Annotated in this window: 14 protein-coding genes and 1 tRNA gene; 7 read left to right on the top strand and 8 right to left on the bottom strand. The window is 64.5% G+C overall.

The features are described from left to right. Window positions 1-19: 19 nt before the first annotated feature. Together A3OO_RS0100990 and A3OO_RS0100985 are read right to left on the bottom strand one after the other, a co-directional pair. Window positions 20-1,333: a winged helix-turn-helix domain-containing protein gene (locus A3OO_RS0100990; protein WP_018405966.1), complete on the bottom strand. Its 1,314-nt coding sequence runs from the start codon at window positions 1,331-1,333 to the stop codon at window positions 20-22. Window positions 1,334-1,582: 249 nt separating this feature from the next. After that, entirely contained in the window at window positions 1,583-2,161 is a 579-nt protein-coding gene (locus tag A3OO_RS0100985; protein ID WP_018405965.1) for a hypothetical protein, read from the bottom strand. Between the two features lie 143 nt (window positions 2,162-2,304). Here A3OO_RS0100985 and A3OO_RS0100980 point away from each other — a divergent pair, with 143 nt between their 5' ends. Both A3OO_RS0100980 and A3OO_RS0100975 read left to right on the top strand, forming a co-directional pair. Next, complete coding sequence (locus tag A3OO_RS0100980; RefSeq protein WP_018405964.1) at window positions 2,305-2,652, top strand: hypothetical protein; 348 nt, start codon at window positions 2,305-2,307, stop codon at window positions 2,650-2,652. A gap of 30 nt (window positions 2,653-2,682) precedes the next feature. Next, window positions 2,683-3,258 carry an NnrU family protein gene (locus A3OO_RS0100975; RefSeq protein WP_018405963.1) on the top strand — a complete coding sequence of 192 codons (576 nt, stop codon included), beginning with the start codon at window positions 2,683-2,685 and terminating at the stop codon, window positions 3,256-3,258. 18 nt (window positions 3,259-3,276) lie between these two features. Here the strand turns inward: A3OO_RS0100975 and A3OO_RS0100970 are convergent, their stop codons facing one another. Continuing rightward, a complete protein-coding gene (locus A3OO_RS0100970) occupies window positions 3,277-3,669 on the bottom strand; it encodes a DUF1622 domain-containing protein (protein WP_018405962.1) in 393 nt (130 codons plus the stop codon). Window positions 3,670-3,682: 13 nt separating this feature from the next. After that, complete coding sequence (gene gltX / locus A3OO_RS0100965; RefSeq protein ID WP_018405961.1) at window positions 3,683-5,035, bottom strand: glutamate--tRNA ligase; 1,353 nt, start codon at window positions 5,033-5,035, stop codon at window positions 3,683-3,685. A 244-nt stretch (window positions 5,036-5,279) separates the two neighbouring features. Between gltX and A3OO_RS0100960 the strand changes: the two genes are divergently transcribed. Then, window positions 5,280-6,422, top strand: coding sequence for a ceramide glucosyltransferase (locus A3OO_RS0100960; RefSeq protein ID WP_018405960.1), 1,143 nt, complete (start codon window positions 5,280-5,282; stop codon window positions 6,420-6,422). A gap of 20 nt (window positions 6,423-6,442) precedes the next feature. Here the strand turns inward: A3OO_RS0100960 and A3OO_RS0100955 are convergent, their stop codons facing one another. Then, window positions 6,443-7,822: a class II 3-deoxy-7-phosphoheptulonate synthase gene (locus tag A3OO_RS0100955; protein ID WP_018405959.1), complete on the bottom strand. Its 1,380-nt coding sequence runs from the start codon at window positions 7,820-7,822 to the stop codon at window positions 6,443-6,445. A 193-nt stretch (window positions 7,823-8,015) separates the two neighbouring features. Here A3OO_RS0100955 and A3OO_RS0100950 point away from each other — a divergent pair, with 193 nt between their 5' ends. Then, on the top strand, window positions 8,016-9,233 hold the full coding sequence (locus A3OO_RS0100950; RefSeq protein WP_018405958.1) for an acyltransferase family protein: 1,218 nt from the start codon (window positions 8,016-8,018) through the stop codon (window positions 9,231-9,233). Here A3OO_RS0100950 and gor read toward each other — a convergent pair. From gor to A3OO_RS0100935, 3 genes are read right to left on the bottom strand one after another with little or no spacing between them, the layout of a single operon-like run. After that, entirely contained in the window at window positions 9,230-10,603 is a 1,374-nt protein-coding gene (gor, locus tag A3OO_RS0100945) for a glutathione-disulfide reductase (RefSeq protein ID WP_018405957.1), read from the bottom strand. The genes A3OO_RS0100950 and gor overlap by 4 nt on opposite strands. After that, entirely contained in the window at window positions 10,600-11,322 is a 723-nt protein-coding gene (gene rpiA, locus A3OO_RS0100940) for a ribose-5-phosphate isomerase RpiA (RefSeq protein WP_026222571.1), read from the bottom strand. The genes gor and rpiA overlap by 4 nt, the downstream gene beginning before the upstream one ends. 29 nt (window positions 11,323-11,351) lie before the next feature. Continuing rightward, a complete protein-coding gene (locus A3OO_RS0100935) occupies window positions 11,352-11,750 on the bottom strand; it encodes a hypothetical protein (RefSeq protein ID WP_026222570.1) in 399 nt (132 codons plus the stop codon). Window positions 11,751-11,880: 130 nt separating this feature from the next. Here A3OO_RS0100935 and A3OO_RS0100930 point away from each other — a divergent pair, with 130 nt between their 5' ends. From A3OO_RS0100930 to A3OO_RS0100920, 3 genes are all read left to right on the top strand, one after another. Beyond that, complete coding sequence (locus tag A3OO_RS0100930) at window positions 11,881-12,585, top strand: HAD family hydrolase (RefSeq protein WP_018405954.1); 705 nt, start codon at window positions 11,881-11,883, stop codon at window positions 12,583-12,585. 62 nt (window positions 12,586-12,647) lie between these two features. Continuing rightward, the gene (locus A3OO_RS0100925) at window positions 12,648-13,199 is read left to right on the top strand and encodes an HD domain-containing protein (RefSeq protein WP_018405953.1); all 552 of its coding nucleotides are present in this window, start codon (window positions 12,648-12,650) and stop codon (window positions 13,197-13,199) included. Window positions 13,200-13,366: 167 nt separating this feature from the next. After that, window positions 13,367-13,441: transfer RNA gene (locus A3OO_RS0100920), tRNA-Val, on the top strand. The last annotated feature ends 25 nt before the right edge of the window (window positions 13,442-13,466 follow it).

Here is a 13,466-nt window from a genome sequence, read left to right as displayed (position 1 = left end):
AGCGCTGACGCGGGCAATTTCAACCGGCGGGGCGCGCCTCGGCCTGCTGCGGGCGGCCAAATCCGTCGATCGCGCCCCGCAAGACGACGAAGCGCGGATCGACGCGTGCGAAGGAGCTCCAGGGACAGCCGTCGGAAAGGCCTCGCCTAATCGATTCGAGCGCCTCGGCGCGCTTGCCAAGAGCGAAAAACGCCGCGCCGAGAAAGCAGGGCGGCGCATAGAGCTCGGCGTCTTCAATGAGCCTGCCGATGAGCGCTTGCGCTTCCTCGGCGCGGCCGGCGCGGGCGAGCGCATAGGCGAGCACGGTCAATTGGAAGGGATCGTCCGGGCTCGAGGCGACGGCGCGGCGCGCCGTGCTAACCGCCTGTTCGTGAACGCCCTGAAGGCTGTAGGCGATGGACATCACGAGATGCAGAGTCGCCGCGTCGGGCCTTAAATCGAGCCCGTCGCGCGCATAGCGGCGCGCCCGCTCGAGGTCGCCGGCGCAGAGAATGAGCCATGCGCGCACCGACAGCAGCGCCTGATCGTGCGGCGAGTTGACGAGGCCCTCTTCGCAATCGGCGAGACCCTCGTCGAGACGATCGGCCGCCGCGAGCAGCCAACTGCGGTAGACGCGCGCCTTGCCGTAGAGCGGGTCATCGGCGACCGCATGATCGAGGAGCGCGAGGCCCTCGGAAAGCTTGCCCCTCAGCGCGCCCCGGGCCCAGCCGAGAACGGCCAGCGCCGGCGTATGATCGCGCAGGACGCCGAGCGCCCGGCCGGCGAAGTCCTCGATCATCGCCGCCGCCTGGGCGGGACGAAGAAACCCGCGCACGACTCGGCCCGCGGCGATGTCGGCGGCGAGCGACCAGACCGCAGGGTTGCCGGGTTCGATCTGGGCGGCGGACGCAATCGCTTCCTGCGCACGGGCGAAGCCCTCTCGCGTGCGGTCGCCGGCAAGCTCATAGGCGGTCTGCCAGAGATCGAGAATATGCGGCTCGCTCAACGGCGCGAGACGGAGCGTTTGCGCCGCGCCCTCGTCGATGGTTTCGACCGTTCCGCGGAGCAACAGCCCCCGGCCATAGGCGGTGGCGATCAGCTCCTCGCCGCCGGCCTCGCGCAGCGGCTTCCGCAAAAGATAGGCGCAGCGGTCGATCGAATCGTCGGAAGCGGCGCGATCCGGCCACAGGCGCGCGGCGATTTCGGCCTTGGTGAGCAGGACGCCAGGCGACTCCAGAAGCATTTCAAGGAGTTGACGCGCCTGCGGGCCCAGATGAATGCGCTTGCCGTCGCGCTGCAGTCCGCCCTGCGCGCTGTAACTAAATCCTGAAAATCGCTTAACCAATTCGCCCATGGCAGCCCCCAACCGGCCGCGATGATGGCAAGACAGCGCGGCTTCGGCAAGAGGCAGAATAAGGTTAAGTCTTCAAAATTGCATAGTTTTTTGAAATCAGGCCGTTCCGAGGGGCTCCCTAAAATAAAAAACGCCGGACGTACCTCCGGCCCGGCGTTTGAGCCTTCCTTAGTACGCAGCACGCTCGGAAGGCTCGGCGCAGTCTATGCGCGTCCAAATTGACGGCCGCATGACGCTGCGCCGCACGCTCTAACCGCCGCGCACGCTCTGGTCGTCCTTTCCCCAAACGAACAGCACGAGAGCGAGAACGCCAGCGGCCGCAAACAGAAAGTAAGGCATCCGCGCGAGCAGCGGCCGGCCGCCGACGGTGAAGGGGAACCGCGACACCCAGTGCTCGCCGTTAGGGCCGTCCGCCGTGACAATCCCGACGAATCGGCCGGTCTCGTTAAAGACATGCTCAAAGTTCAGCGTGCCGGCCGGATAGACCTTTGGCGGCAGGTAGGCCACGGTGATGGCGTCGAGGCGCTCCTGCGACCCCTTGTCGCCGATGTCGCGGATGATGCGAAAGTCGGTCGACATGTCCCGCAGCTCGTCCTGAGCATAATCGAGGACGAAAATCGTCGCGCCAGTCGTGGGAATGTCCTCACAGAACCTGTTGCGCGACGCCGCAGGCTGATAGCCGGAGAAATACATGATATCGGGGCCGATTTTCAGCATGCAGGCGTTCTGCCGGCGCTGCATCGCGCCATGAGCGAAAGCGAACGATAGAGGCGCGCAGACGAGCGCCGCGATCATCAGCAACCAAATAGGATTAAGCGGCTTCGACATGCCGTCCTCCCTGTTCAAATGCTGGACGACGCTGCTCTGAAACTCAGCTTGCGCGTCATCCCTTCGTCTAATAGCGGTTCGGTGCGTCGCCCACGCGCATGCGATAGGCTGTCCAAGGACAGAACCCGGCAGGAACGAAAAAGATGCGCCCGGTATCGAATTTCCTCATTATCGCGCTGCTTCCGCTCGCGGGCGGCTGGGCGCGGGCGGCGGATCTCAACGACTATCCGACCTCCGCGCGCGCCGATTACGTCTTCGGCTGCATGAAGGCGAACGGCGACACGCGCCTCTCTTTGGATCAGTGCTCCTGCTCCATAGACGTCATCGCGACCATTCTGTCTTATGAGCGGTATGTCACGGCCGAGACCGTCGCTAGCGTCAATCAGCAGGCGGGGCAGGTCGGCGCGCTGATGCGCAATACGGATGCGGCGCGCGACGCGCTCCAGGAATTACGCCGCGCTCAGGCTGAGGCGCAGGTGCGGTGTTTTTAGAAGCCAATCGATGCAAGAGCTGGAGAACCCATGCTTATTCTCATTCTCGGAATCGTGATTTTTCTCGGGGTCCATACGCTAACGAGCTTTCGCGAGACGCGCACTAGCCTGATCGAGCGTTATGGCCTTCAAACCTATAAGGCCGCCTACGGTCTCGTCGCCGCCATCGGTCTCGGGCTGATCGTCTACGGCTTCATTCGGTATCGCGCGGAGGGCTTGATTTATGTCTGGACGCCGCCGTCATGGGGACGCCATCTCGCCATGCCGCTCGTCTGGTTCGCTTTCGTCGCGATCGCGAGCCGTCGCGCGCCGCCGGGCCGCATTCGCGGCGCGCTGCGCCATCCGACTCTCGTCGCGATAAAGAGCTGGGCGCTCGCGCATCTTCTCGTGAATGGCGATCTCGGCGGCATGATCCTGTTCGGGTCTTTTCTCGCCTGGGGCGTCTTCGACCGCATCGCGGTGAAGAAGCGCGGGGACGGGGGCGCGCCGCGGATTTCGCAGTTCACGTGGGGCGACGCGATCGCGCTCGGCGTCGGAACGGCGCTGTTCCTCATCGTGCTCTATCTGCACCCATGGCTGTTCGGCGTTTCGGTGCTGCCGGCGTGAGCAACGCTCGACTTCATCCTATGACGGCGCCGATTCGTCTTCGCTTGGCGCCGCCGTCTCCAGGCTTCGGCCCTGCCAGGGCCAGCGGCCTTCAAGCTCCGCCTCCATCGTAAAGCTCATCCCCGTGCGGATCATCACGATCAGGCCGAGCACGAAGACATTCTCGAGGCTTGGATGTTCGACGGAGACGGTCCGGATGATGTCGCCGCCGACGAGGAACTCCAACCCGAGCAGGATCGAGCGGCCGACATTCTTTCGGTAGCCGCGATAGGTGAGGGGGTGCGCTCTCCAGGGCGTCAGAAAAGCGAGCGTCGACAGGACCGCGCCAATGACGATGATCAGCACGCCGACGACGTCGAGCGCCAGACCGGCGAAGTTGATGATCTCGTGGATGCCGGCGAGATAGGACACTAGCGCTTCGCTCTCATGCGCCGGTCCCGACGAGCCGCGCGAGCGCCTTGGCGTGGCCGATGAGCGGCAGCAGCGCGGCGAGCTCCGGCCCGCTCTCGGCGCCGGTCAGCGCCAGCCGCAGCGGATGAAAGAGCGCTTTGCCCTTCCTTCCGGTCGCCGTCTTGATGTCGCTTGTCCAGGCCGCCCATGTGGTCTCGTCCCAAGGCTCCGACGGTAAAAGCTGCGCCGCGTCTTTCAGGAATGACTCGTCCTCGCGGACCGGCTCGATCTCGCCGTCCACGACGCGCCACCATGTCAGAATATCGTCGAAACGCGCAAGATTGCCGCGCGCCGCGCGCCATAAGGGCTCCGCCTTGCGGCCGACGATCGTCAAGGCTTCGAGCCGCTCGCGCACGTCATCATATTCGTAAAGCGCGAGAGTGCGATGCGTCAGAGTTTCAAGATCGGCGGGGTCGAAACGCGCCGGATTGCGCGAGACATGCGACAGATTGAACCTCTGTGCGAGTTCGCCGAGCGAGCGTACGGCGTGGACATTGTCGGAGGAGCCGGTCAGCGTCGCGAGCGCGGCGACGGCGAGGGGCTCATAGCCGTCTTCGCGCAGCGAGGCGATGGAGAGCGACCCGGTTCGCTTCGACAGAGCCTCGCCGCCCGCGCCGATGAGAAGATTGTGATGCGCGAAAATCGGCGTCGGCGCATGCGGCGCGAGCGCTCGGATGAGCTGCAACTGGACGGCCGTATTGGTGACGTGGTCTTCGCCGCGAATAACATGGGTGATCCCCATGTCGATATCGTCGACGACCGAGGGCAGCGTGTAAAGAAAACTGCCGTCCTCGCGGATCAGGACCGGGTCGGACAGGGCCGAACAGTCGATATGCGCCGGACCGCGCACCAGATCATTCCATTCGGCGACGCCTGGCTCGAGCATGAATCGCCAGTGCGGCTGCCGGCCCTCGGCTTCGAGCGCGGCGCGATCAGACGCGGAGAGGCGCAGCGCCGCGCGATCGTAAACTGGCGGAAGCCCGCGCGCCTGCTGCATTTTGCGGCGCTTGTCCAACTCTTCCTGGGTTTCATAGCAAGGGTAGAGGCGGCCGGATCGCCGCAGGCGATCGGCGGCGTCCTCATAGAGCGCGACGCGCTCGGACTGGCGGAAAACCTCATGTGGAACGACGCCCAGCCAGGCGAGATCAATCTCGATTCCACGCGCGAATTCCTCGCTGGATCTAGCAAAATCAGTGTCATCGAACCGTAGCGCGAATCGTCCAAGGTTGGCGGCGGCGAACAGAAAATTGAATAGCGCGACGCGCGCGTTGCCGATGTGAATGCGGCCGGTCGGCGAAGGCGCGAAACGAACGATCGGAGAGGTCATGAGGAAGCTTCGTCAGGAGTTTCAACAGGGAATTCGGCAGCAGAGCTTCCAGCAGGGATTTTCAACAGCCGCGCGTCGGGAGAAGATTCTCGCGCCACCATCCTTTTGCCAAGACCCCGCGTCTTTGTCAGGCGGAATTTCAAATTGGCCGCGCCCCGGCGTCGCGCGCCGGAAGCCGAGCCACTCCGCTGGCGTTCGGCGTTCCGATTCTCTGCGTTACGACTCTTAAGAAAAAGCGCCGTTCATGATCCTGGCCTATATCTGCGCCGGCTGGTGCGCCGTCATTCTCATCCTCAATTTCACAAGCGTGGCCCTGATGTCCCGAAAATGTCGGGCGCGGGCGCGGACTCTGCCTCCCCCGGACAATGCGCCGCCGGTGAGCATCGTGCGGCCCTTGCGCGGGCTGGAGCCCTTCAGCGAGGAGACGCTCGGCGCGACCTTCAACCTCGACTACCCCGACTATGAGATCGTCTTCTGCGTGCAGTCGCCGAGCGATCCGGTCATTCCGCTGGTCGAGCGGCTGATCGCGGCGCATCCCGAGCGCGAGGCGCGGCTGCTCGTCGGCGACGATTACGTCAGCGCCAATCCCAAGCTCAATAATTGCGTCAAAGGCTGGGATGCGGCGCGCCATCATCACGTGATCCTCGCAGATTCCAACGCGCTGCCGCCGCGCGACTATATCCAGACGATGCTCGCCGCGTTCCGCGACAATACGGCGATGAGCGTCTCGATGCCGATCGGCTCGCGGCCGAAAGGCTTCTGGGCGATGGTCGAATGCGGGATTCTCAATACATTCCAGGCGCGCTGGCAATATGGCGCCGAGGCGATCGGGGCCGCCTTCGCTCAGGGCAAGAACATGATGTGGCGGCGCGACGTGCTCGACAGAGCTGGCGGCATTCGTGCGCTGGCGAGCGAAATCGCCGAGGACGCCGCCTCGACCAAAGTCATCCGCGCTCAAGGCATGGATGTGCGCCTCGTCGACATGCCTTTCGAACAGCCGCTCGGCCAACGCACCGCCCGTGAAGTCTATTCACGGCATGTGCGCTGGGCGCGGCTGCGGCGCGCCACCTTCCCCGCGCATTACGCCCCCGAATTCATGAACGGCAGTTTTGCGGCGATCGTGCTCGGCGCCTACGCCGCCGTTCAGCTCGACGGCGGGATCTCCACGGTGGCGCTGGTCACGACGCTCATCGTATTTTCGCTGCACGGCGGCGAGATCTGGCTGGCGCGCGTCTGCGGCTTCCCGCTCGACTGGCGCACGCCCTTCGCGCTCATCGTGCGCGACCTGATGCTGCCGGTGATGTTCATCGACGCGCTGCTCTACGACGATTTCGTCTGGCACGGCGCCGAGATGACGGTGCGCGAGGCGGAAGAGACGACGGGCTAGCCAGCCCGCGCCGTCTTGCCTCACTCCGCCGCGTGCTGCTCCTGCACGCCGCGGGCGACGCGCTCCTCCTTCAACAGCTCGGCCACCAAGAACGCGACTTCGATCGCCTGTTCGGCGTTGAGGCGCGGATCGCAATAGGTGTGATAGCGGTCGCGCAGATCGCTCTCCGAAATCGCCCGCGCGCCGCCCATGCATTCGGTGACGTCCTTGCCGGTCATCTCGAGATGGATGCCGCCGGCGTAGGATCCCTCCGCCTGATGAACGGCGAAGAAGTTGCGGATTTCCGACATGATTCGATCGAACGGCCGCGTCTTGTAACCTCCGGCGCTGACCGTGTTGCCATGCATCGGATCGCAGGACCAGACGATCTTGCGGCCTTCGCGCGTCACCGCCCGCACCAGCGCAGGCAGCGCATCATCGATCTTGTCCGCGCCGAAGCGGCAGATCAGCGTGAGTCTGCCGGGCTCGTTCTCGGGATCGAGCGCGTCGATGAGGCGCAGCAGCGCGTCGGGCTTCAAGCTCGGACCGCATTTCAGCCCAAGCGGGTTTTTGACGCCGCGGACGAATTCGATATGGGCGCCGTCTTCCTGACGGGTGCGGTCGCCGACCCACAGCATATGGCCGGAGGTCGCGTAATAGTCGCCCGTCGTCGAGTCGATGCGGGTCAGCGCCTGTTCGTAGCAGAGCAGCAGCGCCTCATGCGAAGTGTAGAAGTCGGTGCCGCGCAATTCCGGATGATGCTCCGGATCGAGACCAATCGCGCGCATGAAGCTTAAGGTCTCGGTGATCTGATCGGCGAGCTTCTGGTAGCGCTCGGACTGCGGGCTGCTCTTGACGAAGCCCAGCATCCAGCGATGGACGTTTTCGAGATTGGCGAAGCCGCCCGCCGCAAAGGCGCGGATGAGGTTCAGCGTCGCCGCGGATTGCCGATAGGCGAGCAGCTGGCGCTGCGGATCGGGTTCGCGCGCCTGCGGGTTGAACGCGAGGTCGTTGATGATGTCGCCGCGATAGCTCGGCAACTCGAGGTCGCCCTGCTTTTCGAGCGGCGAGGAGCGCGGCTTGGCGAACTGGCCGGCGATGCGCCCGACCTTCACCACCGGCGACGCGGCGGCGTAGGTCAGCACGACGGCCATCTGCAGGAAAACGCGGAAAAAGTCGCGGATATTGTCGGCCGAATGTTCCGAGAAACTCTCGGCGCAGTCCCCGCCCTGCAGCAGGAACGCCTTGCCGGCGGCGACTTCGGCCAAGTGGCGCTTCAGGTTGCGCGCTTCTCCGGCGAAAACGAGCGGCGGAAAGCCGGCGAGCTGGCGCTCGACATCGGCGAGCGCCGTCTGGTCCCGATAGACCGGCGTCTGCTCGATCGGTAGATTTCTCCAGCTGCCCGGCGACCAACGTTCCACTTCGCAAAACTCCGCAAAATCAGGCCCGATAGGCGCTGGGGTCGTTCTCGCAGCGACGCCAGCGGCGCTTATAGTGGATTATTGCCTCTAATGCGACCCTCCGCTTGGCCGCGGCGATTTGGCGAAGCCGGGGGCGACCGGCTATAAAGCCGGGGCGCGAGCGCGGCCGAGAGCGAGGGGGCGAACCGGGGCGATGCCGTTCATTCTATCGCAATTCATCGAGGCGTCCCGCTGGCTCGGCGCGCTTGTCGTGCTGGCGGTCCACACGAACAACATGTTCACCAACCAGGCGGACATCATGAGCGCGCCGCATGGGCCGCTCGCCTATGTCTGGTGGTTCTACTCGGCCTTCGAGCTGGGGCATCAGGCGGTGCTCGCCTTCTTCGTGATGTCGGGCTATCTCGTCGGCGGCGCGGTGCTGGCGCATATGCGCAAGAACCAGGGCTTCCTGCGCGAATATTTCATTCATCGAGTGTCGCGAATCTATCTCGTCGTGGGGCCTGCCGTCGCGCTCACGCTCGTTCTCGATTCACTCGGCAGATGGCTGTTCGCCAGCAGCGGCGTCTATGAATGGCCGCTGTTCAAGGGGCATTTCTCCCCGGTTCTGTTTCTTGCAAGTTTTCTCAATCTGCAAGGCATCGCCTTCGACTATTTCGGCACCAACGGGCCCTTGTGGTCGCTCGCCTGCGAATTCTGGTACTACGTGACCTTTCCGTTGCTGCTGCTGCCCTTTGCGCGCAATTACCCGCTGGCGCTGCGCTTTTTGGGTTTCGCGCTGGGCGCGGCGCTCTTCCTGGCGCTCTCGACGCCGCCGAGCTGGTTCAAATTCGGCTATATTCTCTGGGCCGGCGGCGCCTTCGCCACGCTGCTTGCCCGGCCGATGATCCGCTCGCGCTGGCAGGCGCTCATCCTCTACGCCGCCGTCGTCGCGGTCATCCGGCTCGTCGTGCGCGGCCATCTTCTCGAGGCCCATCCCTGGCTCGCCGATGCTGGCGATCTTCTCGCGTCGGGCTTGTTCGTCAATGTCCTGCTCGCCTTCCGCTATGGGCCGGCCGAAGGCTTTTCATTGCTGCGTCCGAAGTTCCACAAGACGCTCGCCGATTTTTCCTTCTCGCTTTACAGCATCCATATGCCGATCCTGATCTTCGCGCGCGCGGCGGTCGGCAGCACATTGGGGAATGACTGGGCGACTCAGCTCGCCACCCCGCAAAATTACGCCGTGGCCTTCTCGGTGATGGGGGTCGCCATCGTCGCCGGCTATTTCTTCTCCCGAGTCACCGAGGCGAAGACGGGCGCGGCGCGGCGCAAGCTTCGCGCCCTTCTCGACAGATGGGCGCCCGAGCCCGCCGCTCCGGCTCCGGAGCATGAGGTGGCGCCGGCGCAGCCGCCGCGCCAGCGGATCGAAGCCTAAGCCTGCGGCCTCAGCAAACGTGACGGCGCGCGCATCGTCACGAGCTCTTCCGCCATCGTCGGATGCACGGCCATCGTCGCGTCGAAATCGCGCTTCGTCGCGCCCATTCGCAAGGCGACGGCGACGAGCTGCGCCATTTCCCCCGCCTCGGGACCGAATATATGTGCGCCAAGCACGCGCCCGTTCGAGCCGTGGATGATCAGCTTCATATAAACGCGTTCGCCGCGTCCAGAGAGCGTCGCGCGCATGGGGCGAAACTGCGTCTCATAAATATCGATCGCGCCATGCTGCGCGAGCGCCTCGGCCTCGGTCAGACCAACCGTTCCGATTTCGGGCGTGGTGAAGACGGCGCTTGGCGTGCATGCGTAATCGACCGCCGTCGGCGTCCCGCCGAAGACGCTGTCGGCGAAGGCTTGCCCTTCGCGAATGGCGACAGGCGTTAGATTGATCCGATCGGTGACGTCGCCGACGGCGTAGACGGATTCAAGGTTCGTGCGCGAATTCTCATCGACCGCAACCGCGCCATTTTCGCGTAAGTCCACGCCTGCGGCCTCGAGCCCCATGTCTTGCGTCATCGGCCTGCGCCCGGTCGCGATGAGCAGGCAGTCGACCTCAAGCGGCGCGTTGTCACTCATCTCGACCGTCAGAACGTCAGCGTTTTTCGTAATGCGCGTCGGCAGGACGCCGGCCCGATGTTCGACGCCAGCCGTCTTGAGCGCTTCGCAGAGACGCGAACGCAGATCGTCGTCGAAGCCGCGCAGCGGCAGATCGGCGCGATAGGCGAGATGCACCTTTGCGCCAAGCCGCGCGAAGACGCTGGCGAATTCGACGGCGATATATCCCGCTCCAACGATCAACAGCCTTTGCGGAAACTTCGGCAGATCGAAAATCTCGTTCGAGGATACGCCGAATTCGATGCCTGGAATGTGGGGGGCGAGCACCGGCGCGCCGCCGGTGGCGATGAGAATGTAGCGGGCGCGGGCGGAGCGGCCGTTGGAAAAACGCACGCCGTTTGGATCGGTGAGCGTCGCGCGCGCGCGGATGAGCTCGACGCCGGAACTCGCGAGCGTTTCAGCGTAAAGGTCTGAAAGGCGCGTGATCTCCTTTTCCTTTGCGGCGACGAGCGCTGGCCAGTCAAACGACACATCGCCGACGCGCCAGCCGAATCCGGCAGCGTCTTGGAAATCATCGTGAAAACGGCTCGCCAGCACGTAAAGCTTTTTAGGAACGCAGCCGCGTATGACGCAGGTGCCGCCGACGCGAAATTCCTCGGCGATCGCGACTTTCGCGCCATGGCTTGCGGCGACGCGCGCCGCACGGACGCCGCCGGATCCGGCGCCGACGACGATAAGGTCATAGTCGAAAGTCATAAGGGGTCGCCCGATATGTTTCCCAGGATGCGCACGCCTTCGGCGCCGGCGATGAAGATCGCCGTTGCAAGTCCGATGAACAGTCCGTGATCCACGACTCCGGGAATCGCCGAAAGCCGCGCAGCGAGGGCGTCTGGATCGTCAATGGCGCCAAATGCGCAGTCGACGATGTAATGGACGCCGTCGGTGATGAAGCGCTCGCCAGGCTCCGCTTCGCGCATCGTCAGCGGGCCGATGAGTCCCAGACCGCGCGCGACCCGTTCGATATGCAGCAGGGTGGAGCGCGCGCCGAATCGATCGATTTCGACCGGCAGGGGGAAGGCGCCGAGCGTGCGCACCTCCTTCGTCGCGTCGGCGATGACGAACATCCGCGTCGAGGCGGCGGCGACGATCTTTTCGCGCAGCAGCGCCCCGCCGCCGCCTTTGATCAAGCGAAGCGCCGCGTCGAATTCGTCAGCGCCGTCGACGGTGAGATCGAGTTGTGGCGTCTCGTCGAGGGTGGAAAGCGGTATCCCGAGGCTTTCGGCCTGAGCGCGGGTGCGCTCGGAGGTCGGCACGCAAAGGACTTCCAGACCCTCCCTGACGCGGGCGCCGAGAAGATCGACGAAATGCGCCGCCGTCGATCCCGTGCCGAGCCCGAGCCGCATGCCATGCGTGACGGACTCGAGCGCCGCGCGCGCGGCGGCGCGCTTCATTGCCTCGGCGGAAAAAGCGCTCATGCGGACATTCGCTTCGCCAGGTCGATCGCTCATTTGGCCGGCGGCGTGCAGACCACCGATGTCTCGTTCAGCACGAAGCAGATCGACATCATGCCGGAACGCAGATCAACGCGGAATACGCCGCCTTCGCCGGTATGACGCGATGCGACCAGCGCATATTCGCTGAAAACGCCGGCGCGCGCGCCTTCGCCAGGCGGATAGCACAGCGTCACGCCGATCGCTGCGCCTTCCTTCAGGCCATATTGGCAGGCGCCGACCTCGCCATTGGAACGGTCCAGGCGAAACACGCGATTGAGATCCGTCTGCGGCGCCGCCAGAAATTCGTAATTTCCGGCCGCCGCCATCGACGCACCGGAAAGGGCGAAGACAAGCGCGCCGGCCGTCAAAGCTGCACGTCGACGCGTTTGGAAATGGCGCGTTCCACGCATTTTTGCGCTCCCTGTCGCGAATCGGTCGGCGCAGTCTACACGCAGAGCCCTCGCCTGCGGAGGCGACAAAATTCGCCTATCGGATCAACGGCGCTTGATCCCGGGGGGCGGCGCGGCTACCCCCTGGGCTATGACAGCCCGCTTCCCTGTTCTCGTTTTCGATCTCGACGGCACATTGGCCGACACAGCGTATGATCTCATCGGCACGCTCAATGTGCTGCTCATGCGCGAGGGATTGACGCCGCTCGCGCTCGAGGCCGGACGGCCGCTTGTCGGCGCCGGCGCGCGGGCGCTGATCGAGCGCGGCTTCGCCCATCAGGGCGCGCCGCTCGATCCGGCGCGCGCCGAGGGGCTGGTGCGCGACTTCCTGGCTTATTACGAGGCGCACATCGCCGACGAAAGCAGGCTGTTCCCCGGCGCCCTCGCGGCGCTCGATCGGTTCAAGGCGGCCGGCTTTCGCCTCGCCGTCTGCACCAATAAGCCTGAAGAACTGGCGCGGCTGCTGTTGCACAAACTCTCGGCGGCGGACCGTTTCGCAGCGATCTGCGGCCGCGGCAGCTTTCCGATGCACAAGCCCGATCCGCGCACGCTGTGGTTGACGGTCGAGGCGGCGGACGGCGACCCTAGGCGCGCGGTGATGGTCGGGGATTCCAAGACCGATATCGACACCGCCCGCGCCGCCGGAACGCCTTCGGTGGCGGTCGATTTCGGCTATACCGACACGCCGGTCGCGGCGCTTTCGCCCGATCGCGTGATTTCGCATTTCGACGAGCTGTGGGACGCGGTCGCCTCGCTGGAAGAGGCGCTGTTCCAGCGCGCGATTGAGGCGTCCTGATCTTTTGAGCCCCGCTTCGCCGTCGACGCCGGCGCCGCGCACGTTCCGGAAAGGATCGCAATATGGAGAAAATGCATTTCACGCGGATGGACCAGGGCACCGACGAAGATTTTCAGATCCTCAAACAGGTTCACGAGCACACGCTCAAGGAACTGCCGGACCGGCTCTTTGGACTGCTGGGCGATCTAGGCAAGGACACGGCCTATAACATCACGCGCCGCGATCACTGTCTGCAATCGGCGACGCGCGCGCTGCGCGACGGCAAGGACGAAGAATATGTGGTCGTCGCGCTGCTGCATGACGCGTGCGAAACGCTTGGACCTTTCAACCACGGCGAGGTGATCGCCGCGATCCTGAGGCCCTTCATCAGCCGCGACAATTACTGGATGCTAGCGCAGCACGGCCTGTTTCAGACCTATTTCTACGCCGCCCACCTTGGCCTCGATCCGAACGCCCGCGACAAATTCCGGTCGGACCCGGCCTATGAGCAGACGATCGAGTTCTGCGCCAAATATGACGAAGTGTCGTTCGATCCCGCCTACAAGAATGAGCCGCTCTCGACCTTCGAGCCGATGGTGCGGCGCGTTCTCTCGAAGGATTGGACCCCGCCGTGAGCGGCCGGGGCGCGTGGCCCAGGCTTGAGCCTCGGCGGCGGGCAGTCGGCGGCGAGGCGGCGATCTCCGGCGCCGGAGGGCGATCTCCGATCTTGACGGAGGGCGCCGGGCTCTCATACAGGATGAGGATCGATCGTACAGGATGAGGATCGATCGCCGATGGCGACGGGCGGCTAGCTCAGCGGGAGAGCACTCCCTTCACACGGGAGGGGTCACAGGTTCAATCCCTGTGCCGCCCACCAGCAAAATCAAGGTGTTAACTGAGAT

This window comes from Methylocystis rosea SV97 (assembly GCF_000372845.1).
GTDB lineage: Bacteria > Pseudomonadota > Alphaproteobacteria > Rhizobiales > Beijerinckiaceae > Methylocystis > Methylocystis rosea.
The sequence above is the reverse complement of the archived record's forward strand: the minus strand, read 5'-3'. Positions and strand labels throughout refer to the sequence as shown.

Bases quoted from the DNA above. Each gene is read 5' to 3' on its own strand.
- A3OO_RS0100990 (WP_018405966.1), bottom strand. From the start codon at position 1,333: ATGGGCGAATTGGTTAAGCGATTTTCAGGATTTAGTTACAGCGCGCAG.
- A3OO_RS0100985 (WP_018405965.1), bottom strand. From the start codon at position 2,161: ATGTCGAAGCCGCTTAATCCTATTTGGTTGCTGATGATCGCGGCGCTC.
- A3OO_RS0100980 (WP_018405964.1), top strand. From the start codon at position 2,305: ATGCGCCCGGTATCGAATTTCCTCATTATCGCGCTGCTTCCGCTCGCG.
- A3OO_RS0100975 (WP_018405963.1), top strand. From the start codon at position 2,683: ATGCTTATTCTCATTCTCGGAATCGTGATTTTTCTCGGGGTCCATACG.
- gltX (WP_018405961.1), bottom strand. From the start codon at position 5,035: ATGACCTCTCCGATCGTTCGTTTCGCGCCTTCGCCGACCGGCCGCATT.
- A3OO_RS0100960 (WP_018405960.1), top strand. From the start codon at position 5,280: ATGATCCTGGCCTATATCTGCGCCGGCTGGTGCGCCGTCATTCTCATC.
- A3OO_RS0100950 (WP_018405958.1), top strand. From the start codon at position 8,016: ATGCCGTTCATTCTATCGCAATTCATCGAGGCGTCCCGCTGGCTCGGC.
- gor (WP_018405957.1), bottom strand. From the start codon at position 10,603: ATGACTTTCGACTATGACCTTATCGTCGTCGGCGCCGGATCCGGCGGC.
- rpiA (WP_026222571.1), bottom strand. From the start codon at position 11,322: ATGAGCGCTTTTTCCGCCGAGGCAATGAAGCGCGCCGCCGCGCGCGCG.
- A3OO_RS0100935 (WP_026222570.1), bottom strand. From the start codon at position 11,750: ATGCGTGGAACGCGCCATTTCCAAACGCGTCGACGTGCAGCTTTGACG.
- A3OO_RS0100930 (WP_018405954.1), top strand. From the start codon at position 11,881: ATGACAGCCCGCTTCCCTGTTCTCGTTTTCGATCTCGACGGCACATTG.
- A3OO_RS0100925 (WP_018405953.1), top strand. From the start codon at position 12,648: ATGGAGAAAATGCATTTCACGCGGATGGACCAGGGCACCGACGAAGAT.